This is a genomic window from Streptomyces sp. CNZ287, from assembly GCF_007827615.1.
This window is the reverse complement of record NZ_VISV01000004.1, coordinates 21,339-35,331: the sequence shown is the minus strand read 5'-3', so window position 1 is coordinate 35,331 and position 13,993 is coordinate 21,339. Positions and strand designations below refer to the sequence as shown.

At 74.5% G+C, this 13,993-nt stretch carries 10 protein-coding genes; 6 read left to right on the top strand and 4 right to left on the bottom strand.

Annotation, left to right across the window (positions count from 1 at the left end):
• Window positions 1–254: 254 nt before the first annotated feature.
• The 4 genes from FB457_RS10215 to FB457_RS10200 all read right to left on the bottom strand — a co-directional run bounded on the left by FB457_RS10215 (window position 255) and on the right by FB457_RS10200 (window position 5,773).
• A complete protein-coding gene (locus FB457_RS10215) occupies window positions 255–2,648 on the bottom strand; it encodes a transglutaminase TgpA family protein (protein ID WP_145781600.1) in 2,394 nt (797 codons plus the stop codon).
• Window position 2,649: 1 nt separating this feature from the next.
• Window positions 2,650–4,029 carry a DUF58 domain-containing protein gene (locus tag FB457_RS10210; RefSeq protein ID WP_145781597.1) on the bottom strand — a complete coding sequence of 460 codons (1,380 nt, stop codon included), beginning with the start codon at window positions 4,027–4,029 and terminating at the stop codon, window positions 2,650–2,652.
• The gene (locus FB457_RS10205) at window positions 4,029–5,066 is read right to left on the bottom strand and encodes an AAA family ATPase (RefSeq protein ID WP_047015282.1); all 1,038 of its coding nucleotides are present in this window, start codon (window positions 5,064–5,066) and stop codon (window positions 4,029–4,031) included. The genes FB457_RS10210 and FB457_RS10205 overlap by 1 nt, the downstream gene beginning before the upstream one ends.
• A gap of 146 nt (window positions 5,067–5,212) precedes the next feature.
• Complete coding sequence (locus FB457_RS10200; RefSeq protein ID WP_047019828.1) at window positions 5,213–5,773, bottom strand: beta-class carbonic anhydrase; 561 nt, start codon at window positions 5,771–5,773, stop codon at window positions 5,213–5,215.
• 295 nt (window positions 5,774–6,068) lie between these two features.
• Between FB457_RS10200 and rsmH the strand changes: the two genes are divergently transcribed.
• The 6 genes from rsmH to mraY are packed head-to-tail and all read left to right on the top strand — an operon-like array spanning window position 6,069 to window position 13,968.
• On the top strand, window positions 6,069–7,031 hold the full coding sequence (rsmH, locus tag FB457_RS10195; protein ID WP_145781595.1) for a 16S rRNA (cytosine(1402)-N(4))-methyltransferase RsmH: 963 nt from the start codon (window positions 6,069–6,071) through the stop codon (window positions 7,029–7,031).
• Between the two features lie 22 nt (window positions 7,032–7,053).
• Complete coding sequence (ftsL, locus tag FB457_RS10190) at window positions 7,054–7,647, top strand: cell division protein FtsL (RefSeq protein WP_047015281.1); 594 nt, start codon at window positions 7,054–7,056, stop codon at window positions 7,645–7,647.
• The gene (locus tag FB457_RS10185; protein WP_047015280.1) at window positions 7,644–9,695 is read left to right on the top strand and encodes a peptidoglycan D,D-transpeptidase FtsI family protein; all 2,052 of its coding nucleotides are present in this window, start codon (window positions 7,644–7,646) and stop codon (window positions 9,693–9,695) included. Before ftsL ends, FB457_RS10185 begins: the two co-directional genes overlap by 4 nt.
• Window positions 9,696–9,719: 24 nt before the next feature.
• Window positions 9,720–11,477 carry a UDP-N-acetylmuramoyl-L-alanyl-D-glutamate--2,6-diaminopimelate ligase gene (locus tag FB457_RS10180; protein WP_486588982.1) on the top strand — a complete coding sequence of 586 codons (1,758 nt, stop codon included), beginning with the start codon at window positions 9,720–9,722 and terminating at the stop codon, window positions 11,475–11,477.
• Entirely contained in the window at window positions 11,474–12,901 is a 1,428-nt protein-coding gene (locus FB457_RS10175) for a UDP-N-acetylmuramoyl-tripeptide--D-alanyl-D-alanine ligase (RefSeq protein WP_047015278.1), read from the top strand. Before FB457_RS10180 ends, FB457_RS10175 begins: the two co-directional genes overlap by 4 nt.
• Window positions 12,898–13,968, top strand: a complete 1,071-nt coding sequence (gene mraY, locus FB457_RS10170) for a phospho-N-acetylmuramoyl-pentapeptide-transferase (protein ID WP_047015277.1) — start codon at window positions 12,898–12,900, stop codon at window positions 13,966–13,968. Before FB457_RS10175 ends, mraY begins: the two co-directional genes overlap by 4 nt.
• The last annotated feature ends 25 nt before the right edge of the window (window positions 13,969–13,993 follow it).

Here is a 13,993-nt window from a genome sequence, read left to right as displayed (position 1 = left end):
TCGGTCCTGCCGGGTGCCCGTAGTCCGGGCACGATCGGCTCTCAGGCGACCGCACCTCGCGGAGTGTGCCATTCCCGTTACGCCCTCGGCGGACGACTTCCGCGCACGACCGTCCGTACGAAGACCGCACGAGACGTGTCCGTACGAAGACCGCATGAGACGTGACCGTCCCCGGTCGCAGCCCCCGCGCCACCCGAACGGCCCCGCCGCGTAACCGCGCGACGGGGCCGTTCGGGTCCGCTTCCGGCTGCGCCCTACGCCCGCTGCCGCGACGGCCGCAGCGCCGCGCCCGCGCGCCGCAGCGCCCCGCGCCAGCGCCCCGTCACCGCCGCCCAGCGAGCCGACACCGCCCACAGGAGCCGCACCGACGAGCGCGGCGCCACCGCCGCGCGCAGCCGCGCGGCCGCGCCCGCGTCGCGGCCCATCGCCGCCCGCGCCCTCCGTACGTCCGCCGCCAGCCCGTCGACCTGCCGCGGGCGCGGCGCGTAGAGCGTCTGCTCCACCGCCCCCGCCACCCGCAGGGCCGACTGCGCCGCCGCACCTTCCAGGCCGCCGAACCTGATGAGCGCCGCCGCCGTCGTCCGCGGGGTCTGCGACTCGTCGGGTGGCAGCCCGAAGTCCCAGGCGGAGTCGATCAGTTCGCGCCAGGCCGCCAGCGGCCCCGCGCCCGGACGGAGCCTTCTGCCCCGTTCCCGTACGCGCCAGATGGCCGGCAGCGACGGCAGGAGCAGGAGCAGCAGCACTCCGGCGGCCCCCGCCGCGATACCCGCCGCCGGCGGCCCGCTGTCCGTCGGGCCCGCGGCCCCGCCGCCCGCCGCCTCGTCGTCCGGGCAGCCGTCCACCCGCCGCAGCGACGCCGGGCACTCGTCCTCCGACGCGGAGGGGGTCGGGGTCGGGTCCGCGGAGCTGCCGGGGTCCGGCAGCTCGTTCGCGGGGTCGCCGCCGCCGTTCGGCTGGTCCTCCATCGTGTAGTCGGGAAGCGTGCCGCGGGTCGGGGTCGGCTCGAAGCGGGTCCAGCCGGCGCCCTCGAAGTACAGCTCGGGCCAGGCGTGCGCGTCCTGCAGCCCCACCGACATCGACCCGTCGCTCTGCGCGGTGCCCGGCACGAAGCCGACCGCGACCCGGGCGGGGATGCCGAGGGTCCGCGCCATCGCGGCCATCGTGAAGGAGAAGTGGACGCAGAAGCCCTGCTTGTCCTCCAGGAACCGCAGGATCGCCTCGGGGTCGGAGGCGTCGAGGTCGGTCTCCGTGTCGTAGACGAAGTTGGTGGTGAAGTAGTCCTGCAGCGCCAGCGCCCGTTCGTAGTTGTTCGCCGAGCCGCGGGTGATCTCCTGCGCCTGCCGGCGGACTTCGTCCGGCAGCGAGTCGGGCACCTGCGTGTACTCCTCGCTCAGCGCCGGGTCCGGCGGCGGCGCGGTGGCCAACTGGCGCGCGGTGGGCGCCATGAGCAGGCTGGTGACCTGGTATTCGGCGCCGCTCGTGGTGGTGCCGCCGTCGCCGACGACGGACCTGCCCTCCGGCTCGTAGCGCCAGTCGCCCCCAATCCGCACCTGGTACGCGGGGTACGGCATCGGCAGCCACTGCTGCCGGAAGTCGTCGTCGGCCCGCACGTTCAGCGTGAGGGGCGCGGACCTGATCTGGCTGTTGGAGTAGCCCTGCGGGGTGGGCAGCGGGTCCGGGATGTCCTCGATGCTGCGGCGCGAGGGCTGCCAGGAGGTGCCGTCGAACCGGTCGAGGGCGACGAAGCGCATGTACAGCGCCTGGTTCTGGGCGCCGTCCTCGGCGCGGTAGCGGAAGATCTCGCGGTTCTCCGGCTGGTTCAGGCTCTGCTGCAGCCGCACCACGGGGTTGATCGCGGTGACCGTACCGCCGCCCGGACCCTGCCCGGGACCGGTGGTCTTGCCGTCCAGCAGGCCGCCGTCCAGCGTCGGCAGCGCCGCGGGGACGACGAGGGCGAAGCCCAGCGCCACGGCGCCGATCCGCCGGCCCGTACGCACCGGGGCCACCGGCCGGCCGCCGCCCGGCGCCGCGGCCCCCGGCGCGCCCACGGACTGCCCGCCGCCGAACATCCGCCCCCACTGCGCCAGCCGGTCCCGCCCCTCGGCGAGCAGCAGCAGCAGGTAACCGGCGCCGGCGAGCAGGAACGTCAGCCAGCTCCCGCCCTGGTTGAGCCCGGCGGCGACGGAGTACAGCGCGAGCAGCGGCAGCCCTGCGGGCGCGGCGCTGCGGAACGTCACCGCCACCGCGTCCACCAGCAGCGCCACCCCGGCGATGCCGGAGAGCAGCATCAGCTCTATGCCGTCGGTGACCGGGGCCGGGATGGAGTAGCGCGAGACGTCGTCGCCGCCCTCCTGGAAGAGCTGCCGGAACTCCTCGATCGCCGCCGGGTTGGGGAGCACTCCGCCCGTCGCCTGGTCGGCGGTGAAGAGCATCGTCAGCAGCACCACCGTGACCGCGGTCTGCGCCAGCACCGTCAGCGGGCGCGCCAGCGGGATACGGCGGGCGATCATGCCGACGCCGCCGATCACGGCGACGATGAAGATCGCCTTGAAGAACCAGGTCATCCTGTCGGTCAGCGGCAGCAGCGCGGTGGCGGCCAGCAGGGATGCCGCCGCCGCGCAGATCGTGAGCCGGGCCCGTCCGCTCATCTCAGCTCTCGCCTCCGCGTGCCGCCGCGGCGAGCTGGCCGGCCTGGTCGCCGGCCTCCCGCCACAGGTCGCCCATCGTCATACCCGGCCGTACGGACAGCACCGTCCAGCCCGCCTCGCGGAGCTGCCGCACCCGCTCGGCGCCCTCCGCCGCCGCGCCGTTCTGCCCGGCGGGCGCCGCCGCGCGCGACTCCCAGGCCGCGCCGTCCGTCACGAACGCCACGCCCGCGGCCGTACGCTGCCGCATCCGCGCGGCGAGCGCGGCCTGTTCCTCGTCCAGCCCGCCGAAGAACGCCACGAGCAGCCCCTCGTGCCCCCCGCGCAGCACGTCGTACGCGGCCGAGACCGTGTCCCGCTCGGAGTGGTCGATGACGGCGAGGGTGTCCAGGAGTATCCCCGCCGCGTCGGCCGACTCGCCGCCGCGGGAGTGCAGCGCCCCGTCGACGCCGGCCCCCAGTTCGCCGCCGTCGGTGAGCAGCCGCACGGTGTAGCCGCGCTCCAGCATGTGCAGCGCGACCGAGGCGGCGCCGGAGACGGCCCACTCGAAGGGCGAGTCGGGTCCCGCGCCGGTGTAGGCGTCGCGCCGGGTGTCCAGCAGCACCGTGCAGCCCGCGCGCTGCGGCTGTTCCTCGCGGCGTACCATCAGCTCGCCGTACTTCGCGGTGGAGCGCCAGTGCACCCGCCGCAGGTCGTCCCCGTGCCGGTAGCCGCGGGGGATGACGTCGTCCTCGCCGGCCAGGGCGAGGGTGCGGTGCCGGCCGTCGCCGTAGCCCGTGGCCTCGCCGGCCAGCCGGACGGGGGCCAGCGCCTCGGTGCGCGGCACGACGGTGAGGGTGTCGTACGCGCTGAAGGAGCGGGTCATCTCGCACATGCCGAACGGGTCGGAGAGCCGCAGTTGCAGCGGGCCCAGCGGATAGCGCCCGCGCAGGTCGGAGCGGACCCGGTAGGTCACCTCGCGCTTGCCGCCCGGCTCCACCCGGTCCAGCACGAAGCGGGGCCGGGGGCCGAGCACGTACGGCAGCCGGTCCTGGAGCATGAGCAGCCCGGTGGGCAGCCGGGAGACGTTCTCCAGCCGCAGGTGCACCCGGGCCTCGGAGCCCGCGGGCACCCGGGCGGGCGAGAGCCTGCGGCTGCCGCCGACGCGGTAGCGGGTGCGGTGCAGCACGGCCGCGCACACCAGCGGGAGCGCGGCCAGCAGCAGCCCCACCCGCAGCAGGTCGGGCTGGCCCAGTATGTAGCTGCACGCGCCGGCCGCGAGCCCGGCGGCGAGGAACGAGCGGCCGCGGGTGGTGGTGCCGGCCAGGGCCGTACGCAGCCCGCCCGCCTGGGCGTCCTGGCCGGCGGGCGGCGCGGCGGGGGCGGGCGGGGGCTGGCCGGACATCAGAACCGCCGGCCGTCCGGGCTGTGCGCGCCGCCGCCGTACGCGGGCGGCATCTGCGGCGGCCGCTGCATGTCGGCGGCGGGCACCGGCACCTGCTGCAGGATCTCGGCGACGATCTGCTCCGCCGTGCGCCGGTTGAGCTGGGCCTGCGCCGTGGGCAGCAGCCGGTGCGCGAGCACGTGCACGGCCAGCGCCTGCACGTCGTCGGGCAGCGTGAACTCCCGCCCCGCCAGCGCGGCGGCGGCCTTCGCCGCCCGCAGCAGGTGCAGCGTGGCCCGCGGCGAGGCGCCGAGGCGCAGCTCGGGGTGGAGCCGGGTGGAGGTCACGAGGTCCACCGCGTAGCGCCGGACGGAGTCCGCCACGTGCACCGTGCGCACCGCGTCGATCAGCTTGACGATGTCGTGCGCGTGCGCGACGGGCTGGAGGTCGCCCAGCGGCGAGACCCCGCCGTGCACGTCCAGCATCTCCAGCTCCGCGTCCGGGCTGGGGTAGCCGATGGACAGCCGGGCCATGAAGCGGTCGCGCTGGGCCTCGGGCAGCGGGTACGTGCCCTCCATCTCGATGGGGTTCTGAGTGGCGACCACCATGAACGGGCTGGGCAGCTCGTACGTCTGCGTATCGATGGTGACCTGCCGCTCCTCCATCGACTCCAGCAGCGCCGACTGGGTCTTCGGGGAGGCCCGGTTGATCTCGTCGCCGATGACGATCTGGGCGAAGATCGCGCCGGGCTTGAACTCGAAGTCCCGGCTCTGCTGGTCGTAGACGCTCACGCCGGTGATGTCGGAGGGCAGCAGGTCGGGCGTGAACTGGATGCGGCGCACGGAGCAGTCGATGGACTTCGCCAGCGCCTTGGCGAGCATGGTCTTCCCGACGCCCGGCACGTCCTCGATCAACAGGTGGCCTTCGGCGAGCAGGACGGTCAGCGACAGCCTGACCGCCTCGGGCTTGCCCTCGATCACGCTCTCCACCGACCGCCGGACATCGTCCGCGGTACTGGTCAGATCGCTGAGGCTCGCTCGCTCGTCATACGTCGTCACCGGCCCTCCTCGGCCCGTCGCACGGGCCGTGCGCCGCGGTCGCGGTCCGGCCCTCCCCGATACCGTGGTGCCCCGTGCGCCGCCGGCCCGGCCGGGGCGTATCGGAGCCACCACACCCGCATTCTTGCTGCCGAATGCCGGTTTCGTCAGTCGCCCGCCGTGATTTGCTCCGCGGACACCTCGCGGAGCAGCCCCGTGCGCACGTCGAACACGAAGCCTCGCACGTCGTCGGTGTGCAGCAGGAACGGGGAGGTCTCCACCCGGCGGATCGACTGGCGCACGTCCTGGTCCAGGTCGCGGAAGGACTCCACCGACCAGGCCGGCCGCTGGCCGACCTCGGCCTCCAGCTCGAAGCGGAACTCCTCGGTGATGCGGAGGAGGCCGCAGTCGGTGTGGTGGATCAGGACCACGCTGCGGGTGCCCAGGGCGCGCTGGCTGATGGTCAGCGAGCGGATGGTGTCGTCGGTGACCACGCCGCCGGCGTTGCGGATCGTGTGGCAGTCGCCCAGCTCGAGGCCGAGCGCGGCGTGCAGGTCGAGCCGGGCGTCCATGCAGGCCACCACGGCGACCCGGAGGACGGGCTTGGCGTCCATGCCGGGGTCCTCGAAGCCGCCCGCGTACCCGCGGTTGGCGGCGACGAGCCGGTCGGTGACGGTGGGGGCGGCGACGGCGTTCTCAGCGGTCGACGTGCTCTCAGCGGGCGTCATGCGTACGACGGTATCCGGGCCGGGGCGCCGCTGCCCGGCCCGCGTGAGGTAGCCCACAGGGAGCAGTCCCGGCGGCATGCGCCCGCGGCCGGGGCGGGGGCGCGCCTTCGGTGCTTGATTGACCGGGGGGTGCAGTGGGCTAAAGTGACGCGAAGTGGGAGCCGTGGCGCCCCCTTTCATGCGGTTCGCCCGTCGCCCGTGCGGCCGGCGGCCCGCTCCGGGCCAGGCCGGCGCCGCCGCGCAGGCGGCTACGGCCGCTCCCCTTCGGCGATCGGGCGGGACAGGAGGCGGCACCGTGAACGACGCACGCGCCGCTGTCCACGTCCCCGTCATGCTCCGCCGCACCACGGAACTGCTGGCCCCCGCCCTGTCCGCGCCCGGCGCGGTCGCCGTCGACTGCACGCTGGGCCTCGGCGGCCACAGCGAGGCCCTGCTCGCCGCCCACCCCGGGCTGCGGCTTATCGCGCTGGACCGCGACCCGGCCGCGCTGGAGCTGGCGGGCCGCCGGCTGGCCCCGTACACCGGGCGGGTGACGCTCGTGCACGCGGTCTACGACGAACTGCCCGACGTGCTCGACAAGCTGGCCGTGGGCCACGTGCAGGGGATCCTCTTCGACCTGGGCGTGTCGTCCATGCAACTGGACGAGGCCGGGCGCGGCTTCGCGTACGCGCAGGACGCGCCGCTCGACATGCGGATGGACCAGACCAGGGGCGTGAGCGCGGCCGAGGTGCTGAACACGTACCCGCCCGGCGAGCTGGTGCGCATCCTGCGCGCGTACGGCGAGGAGAAACAGGCGCGGCGCATCGTCGAGGCCGTGGTGAGGGAGCGGGAGAAGGAGCCGTTCGCGCGCAGCGCGCGGCTGGTCGAGGTGATCCGCGAGGCGCTGCCGCAGGCCGCGAAGCGCACCGGCGGCAATCCCGCGAAGCGGACGTTCCAGGCGCTGCGCATCGAGGTCAACGGCGAGCTGGCGGTCCTCGAACGGGCCGTGCCCGCGGCCGTCGCGGCGCTGGCCGTCGGCGGCCGGATCGCCGTCCTCGCGTACCAGTCGCTCGAGGACCGGCTCGTCAAACGGGTGCTGGCGGCCGGTGCCGCGAGCACCGCGCCGCCCGGACTGCCGGTGGTCCCCGAGCACCACCAGCCGCGGCTGCGGCTGCTCACCCGCGGCGCTGAGCTGCCGGCGGACGAGGAGATCGCGGAGAACCGCAGGGCCGCCCCCGCGCGGCTGCGGGCGGCGGAGCGGATCCGGGAGGACGTGTGAGCCGGAGCGGAGCGGGTGCGCCGTGAAACGGCCGAGGATCGCGTTCCCGCGCGAGGGCGGCGCCCGGCTGCTGGGCGGCAGCTCGGCGGCGCGCACGCCCTTCGTGCTGCTCGTGGTGCTGCTCCTGGGCGCCGGTCTGCTCGCGCTGCTGCTGCTCAACGCGGCGGTCAACCAGGGCTCGTTCCGCGTCGGCAACCTGAAGAAGGAGACGACGCGGCTGACGGACGAGGAGCAGCGGCTGCGCCAGGAGGTGGAGGAGCAGTCGGCGCCTGACGCGCTGGAGAAGCGGGCCCGGGAGCTGGGCATGGTGCCGGGCGGGCCGCCGGTCTTCCTCTCGCCGGTGGGCGGCGTCAGGGGCGAGCCGTGGACGGCGACGGGCCCGCCGCCGCCCGCGCCGAGCCCGGCGGCCGCCGCGAAGCCGTCGCCCGAGGACGGTGACGCCAGGGCACGGGCAGCCGAGAAGGCAGAGGCGCCCGGGAAGGCCGGTCAGGGGGCGGCCGACGAAGCGGGGCAGGCGGAGGGCGCCCCGGCCGAGCCGCCGGCGTCCCCCGCACCGGGGACCTCCGCCTCCCCCTCGGCCGCCGCCCCGCGGCCCGCCGCTCAGGAGGCACCGTGACGACCCGCGACTCCGGCGGTTCCTCCCGCGACGGCGGCGACGGCCGCGACGCGCGCCGCCGCGTGCCGCGCCCCGCGAGCGGTGGCCGTGGCGGTGCCGCCCGGCCCCGTTCCCGTACCCGCGCGTCCACGCCCGGCCCCCGGCCCCCCCGCCCCGCCGGAGGCGGTCCGCGCATCCGCCTCGCCTCGCCGCGCCCCCGGTTGCGCCTCGTCAGCGTCGGCCTCACCCTCCTCCTGCTGGTCTTCACCGCAAGGCTGCTCCAGGTCCAGGCCGTGGACGCCGGCGAGTACGCGGAGAAGGCCCAGGTCAACCGGTACGTGCCGATGACGCTCAGCGCCGAGCGCGGCGTCATCACCGACCGCAACGGCGTCGAGCTGGCCACCACGGTCGACGCGTACGACATCACCGCCGACCCGTACCTCTTCACGCCCGAGCAGGCCGACGTGAAGGACGCGCCCCGGCGGGCCGCCGAGGCGCTGGCGCCCGTGCTGAAGGCGGACGCGAAGGACCTGGAGGCCAAGCTCGCCACGCCCGGCTCGCGCTATGTGAAGCTCGCGTCGAAGCAGACGCCGCAGGTCTGGGACGAGATCAAGAAGCTGAAGTCGGAGTCCGCCGGGCGCGAGGCGGCGGGCGGCAGGCAGGACGTGCTCGGCGGGGTGTTCGCGGAGGAGCAGAACAAGCGCGTCTATCCGAACGGCGATCTGGCCGCCGGGATACTGGGCTTCGTCAACGCCGAGGGCGAGGGCGGCGGGGGCGTCGAGCGGCAGCACGACAAGCTGCTCGCCGGCAAGGACGGCAGGCTCGTCTACGCCCAGTCCGCCGGCCGCCGCATCCCCACCGCGGACGCCGAGGAGAACCCCGCCGAGCCCGGCTCCGACGTCGAGCTCACCATCGACCGCGACATCCAGTGGGCCGCCCAGACCGCCATCGAGAAGCAGGTCGACGCCTCCGAGGCGGACCGCGGCTACGTCATCGTGCAGGACACCCGCAGCGGCGAGATCCTGGCCATGGCCAACGCCCCCGGCTTCGACCCCAACGACCTGTCCGGCGCCACCCCCGGCACCCTCGGCAACCCGGCCCTGGAGGACGCGTACGAGCCCGGCAGCGTCAACAAGGTCATCTCCATGGCCGCCGTGCTGGAGGAGGAGGCCGCGACCCCGGACACCCGGGTCACCGTGCCGAACGTGCTGCCGCGCGGCGGCCACGCCTTCCACGACGACGTCGAGCACCCGACCTGGTACCTGACGCTGAACGGCGTGCTCGCCAAGTCCAGCAACATCGGCACCATCCTCGCCGTCGAGCAGTTGGGGAAGAACCAGCGGCAGGCCAACAAGGTCCTCCACTCCTACCTCAGCGACTTCGGCCTCGGCCGGCGCAGCGGCCTCGGCGTCGCGGGCGAGACCCCCGGCCTGCTGAAGCCCGCGGCCGAGTGGGACGCGGCGCAGCAGTACACGATCCCGTTCGGCCAGGGCCTGTCCGTGAACGCCCTGCAGGCCGCCTCCGTCTACTCGACCGTCGCCAACGGCGGCGTACGGATCGAGCCCTCCCTCGTCCGCGGCAGCCGCGGCCCCGACGGCCGCTTCGACCCGGCGCCCGAGCCGGAGAAGAACCGCGTCGTCAGCCAGAAGACGGCCAGGACGCTCTCCCGGATGCTGGAGTCCGTCGTCGACGACGAGGAGGGCACCGGCGTGAAGGCCCGCATCCCGGGCTACCGCGCGGCCGGGAAGACCGGCACCTCCAACAGGGTGGATCCGCAGACCGGCCGCTACAACGGCTACACGGCCTCGTTCGCGGGCTTCGCGCCCGCGGACGCACCGCGCGTGACCGTGTACTGCGCGATCCAGAACCCCACGGAAGGCAGCTACTTCGGCGGCCAGATCTGCGGCCCCGTGTACAAGAAGGTCATGGAGTTCGCGCTCAAGACGCTCCAGGTGCCGCCCACGGGGGTCGAGCCGCCGCCGATGCCGGTCACGTTCGGCGCCGGCACCGACGGCACAGGCGGGGACGGCGAGGGTACGGACGCCGGCGGCGTGGCCGACGGCGGATAAGAACGGAAAGATCGGACCTGCGCAGTGAGCACAATCACGGACGATCCGGGGAACCGCGCACCGCGCCCCCCCTGGCTTGGCGGTGCGGCAGGCGGGCCCGGTACGCTGCCCGCCGTGCCCCACCCCGATCAGTCCCCTCAGGAAGCGTCGGGCGCCCCGGCGAAGCATCCGGGGGCGCCCCGCCCCGCCGAGGTCGACCCCGTACCGCTCACGGAGCTGGCCGACCGGCTGGGCACCGGCGTCACCGGCGAGGCCGGGGGCGTCACCGTCACCGGCATCACCCACGACTCCCGCGCCGTACGCCCCGGCGACGTCTACGCCGCGCTGCCCGGCGCCCGGCTGCACGGCGCCGACTTCGCCGCCCAGGCCGCCGACCTCGGCGCCGCCGCGGTGCTCACCGACCCGGCCGGCCTGGAGCGGGCCGCGGGCACCGGGCTGCCGGTGCTGGTCGTCGGCGACCCGCGGGGCCGGATGGGGGAGCTGGCCGCGGCGGTCTACGGCGAGCCGGGCCGGGACCTGCTCCAGCTCGGGGTCACCGGCACGTCGGGCAAGACCACGACCGCGTACCTCGTCGAGGGCGGGCTGCGGGCGGCGGCCGAGAAGGACGGTGCCGGGCTCACCGGCCTCATCGGCACCGTCGAGATGCGCATCGGCGACGAGCGGCTGAAGTCGGAGCGGACCACGCCGGAGGCGACCGACCTCCAGGCGCTCTTCGCCGTCATGCGCCAGCGCGGCGTCGCGTCCGTGGCGATGGAGGTCTCCAGCCACGCGCTGGTGCTCGGCCGGGTCGACGGCGTCCTCTTCGACGTCGCCGTCTTCACCAACCTCAGCCCCGAGCACCTGGACTTCCACACCGACATGGAGGACTACTACCGGGCGAAGGCGCAGCTCTTCACCCCGGCCAGGTCGCGGGCGGGCGTCGTCAACATCGACGACGAGTACGGGATGCGCCTCGCCGAGGAGGCCGCGGCCCCCGAGGGCGGCGGCAGCTACCCCGTGACCACGTACTCCGCCGAGGGCCACCCGGACGCCGACTGGCGCGCCGAGGACGTGGAGATCGGCGTGCTCGGCTCCACCTTCACCGCGGTCGGCCCCGGCGGGATCGCGATCCCCGCCGAGGCCCCGCTGCCCGGCACGTTCAACGTCTCCAACACCCTCGCCGCCATCGCCGCGCTCGTCACCGCCGGCATCGACCCGGCCACCGCCGCGGGCGGCGTGGCCGCTGTGCCGGGCGTGCCGGGCCGGCTGGAGCGGGTCGACGCGGGCCAGGGCTACCTCGCCGTCGTCGACTACGCGCACAAGCCCGACGCGCTGGAGTCCGTGCTGTGGGCGCTGCGCAAGGTCACCGAGAACCGGCTGCACGTCGTCGTCGGCTGCGGCGGCGACCGCGACCCGCACAAGCGCGGCCCCATGGGCGCCGCCGCCGCCCGGCTCGCCGACACCGCGGTGCTCACCTCCGACAACCCCCGCTCCGAGGATCCCCTCGCGATCCTCGCCGCGATGCTCGCCGGCGCCGCGGAGGTGCCGGTCTACGAGCGCGGCGACGTGCTGGTCGAGGCCGACCGGGCGGGCGCCATCGCCATCGCGGTGGCCCGCGCGGGCGCCGGCGACACGGTGCTCATCGCCGGCAAGGGCCACGAGCAGGGCCAGGACACGGCCGGCGTCGTACGGCCCTTCGACGACCGCGACGAGCTGCGCAGGGCGATCCGCGAGCGGGCGGGCGCCGGCTCCGCGGACCCCGGGCACCCGGATTCCGCCGAACCCGCCGGAGGCGTACGGTGATTCCGCTGAGCCTCGCCGAGGTCGCCGAGCTGACCGGCGGCGAGCTGCACGGCGTGCCGGATCCGCAGGCGCTGGTCACCCGCCCCGTGGTCATCGACTCGCGGCAGGCGGAGCCGGGCAGCCTCTTCGCCGCGTTCACCGGCGAGCACGTCGACGGGCACGACTACGCCGCCCTCGCCGTCGCCGCCGGCGCCACCGGCGTCCTGGGCACCCGCCCGGTCGAGGGCGTGCCGACCGTCGTGGTCAGCTCCGTGCCCCCGGCGCTCAGCGCACTGGCCAAGCACGTCGTCGCCCGCCTCGACGAGACCCTCACCGCGCTCATCGCGCTCACCGGCTCCTCGGGCAAGACGTCCACCAAGGACCTCCTCGCCCAACTGCTGCAGCGCCTCGGCCCGACGGTCTACACCCACGGTTCCTTCAACAACGAGATCGGCCATCCGGTCACGGCCCTCCAGGCCGCCCCCGACACCCGGTACCTGCTGCTGGAGATGGGCGCGCGCGGCCTCGGCCACATCCGCGATCTCGCGGAGGTGACGCCGCCGCGCATCGGGCTCGTCCTCAACGTCGGCACCGCGCACATCGGCGAGTTCGGCGGCCGGGAGCAGATCGCCGCGGCCAAGGGCGAGCTGGTGGAGGCGCTGCCGGCGGGGGCGGACGGCGGGGTCGCGGTGCTCAACGCCGACGATCCCCTCGTCCGCGCGATGGCGTCCCGTACCCGGGCGCGCATCATCTACTACGGCGAGGCGCCCGAGGCGGACGTACGGGCCGCCGACGTCCGGCTCACCGAAGACGGGCGGCCGGAATTCACCCTGCACACGCCTGCCGGCAGCGCCGGTGTGATCATGCGGCTGTACGGTGAGCACCACGTGTCGAACGCGCTTGCCGCCGCCGCCGTCGCGTACGAGCTGGGCATGCCCCCGGCGCGGATCGCCGAGGCGCTCTCCGCCGCCGAGGCCCTGTCCGGCCGGCGCATGGAGGTCAGGCGGCGGCCGGACGGCGTGACGGTCGTCAACGACGCGTACAACGCCAACCCCGAGTCCACGCGGGCCGCGCTGCGCGCGCTCGCCGCCATGGGCCGGGGCAGCACGGTGCCGGGGGGCCGGACGTTCGCCGTGCTGGGCGCGATGGCCGAGCTGGGCGACCACGCCATGGTCGAGCACGACGGCGTGGGCCGGCTGGCCGTCCGCCTGGGCATCAGCAAGCTCGTGGCAGTGGGCCGGCAGGAGGCCGCCTGGCTGGACATGGGCGCGAAGAACGAGGGTTCGTGGGGTGAGGAGTCGGTGCACGTGTCCGACGTCGACGCGGCTGTCGACCTGATGCGCGGCGAGCTGCGGCCGGGAGATGTCGTGCTCGTCAAGGCGTCCAGATCCGAGGCGCTGTGGCGCGTGGCGGAAGCGCTGCTCGAGGAGGGCGCCGCCCGATGAGGCAGATCCTCTTCTCCGGGGCCCTCGGGCTCTTCCTCTCCCTCCTCGGCACTCCGCTGCTGATCAAGCTCCTGGCCCGGCGCGGCTACGGGCAGTACATCCGGGACGACGGGCCGCAGGCGCACCACAGCAAGCGCGGTACGCCCAGCATGGGCGGCATCGCGTTCATCCTGGCCACGATCATCGCGTACGCGATCACCAAGGTGGTCACCAGCAGTTCGCCCACGTACTCCGGGCTGCTGGTGCTCTTCCTCATGGCCGGCTTGGGCCTGGTCGGCTTCCTCGACGACTACATCAAGATCATCAAGCAGCGCAGCCTGGGCCTGCGGGCCAAGGCGAAGATGCTCGGCCAGTTCATCGTCGGCATCGCCTTCGCGGTGCTGTCGCTGAACTTCGAGGACGCCCGCGAGCTGACACCGGCGTCCACGAAGCTCTCCTTCACCCAGGACTTCGGCTGGTCGATCGGCCCGGTGCTCTTCGTCATCTGGGCGCTGTTCATGATCCTGGCGATGTCCAACGGCGTGAACCTCACCGACGGCCTGGACGGCCTCGCCACCGGCGCCTCGGTGATGGTCTTCGGCGCGTACGTCTTCATCGGCGTGTGGCAGTACCAGGAGTCCTGCATCAACGCCGACACCCTCACCAACCCGGCCGCCTGCTACGACGTACGCGACCCGCTCGACCTGGCCGTCGTCGCCTCCGCGCTGATGGGCGCGTGCTTCGGCTTCCTGTGGTGGAACACCTCGCCCGCGAAGATCTTCATGGGCGACACCGGCTCGCTGGCCCTCGGCGGCGCCCTCGCCGGCCTGGCCATCGCCTCCCGCACCGAACTGCTCCTCGCCATCCTCGGCGGCCTGTTCGTCCTCATCACGCTCTCGGTGGTGATCCAGGTCGGCTCGTTCCGGATGACCGGGAAACGCGTCTTCAGAATGGCGCCACTACAGCACCACTTCGAGCTGAAAGGCTGGAGCGAAGTGCTCGTGGTGGTCAGATTCTGGATCATCCAGGGCATGTGCGTGATCGTCGGCCTGGGCATCTTCTACGCCGGCTGGGCGGCCAGAAGGTGAGCGGCCGGGGCCCGGACGGGGAGCC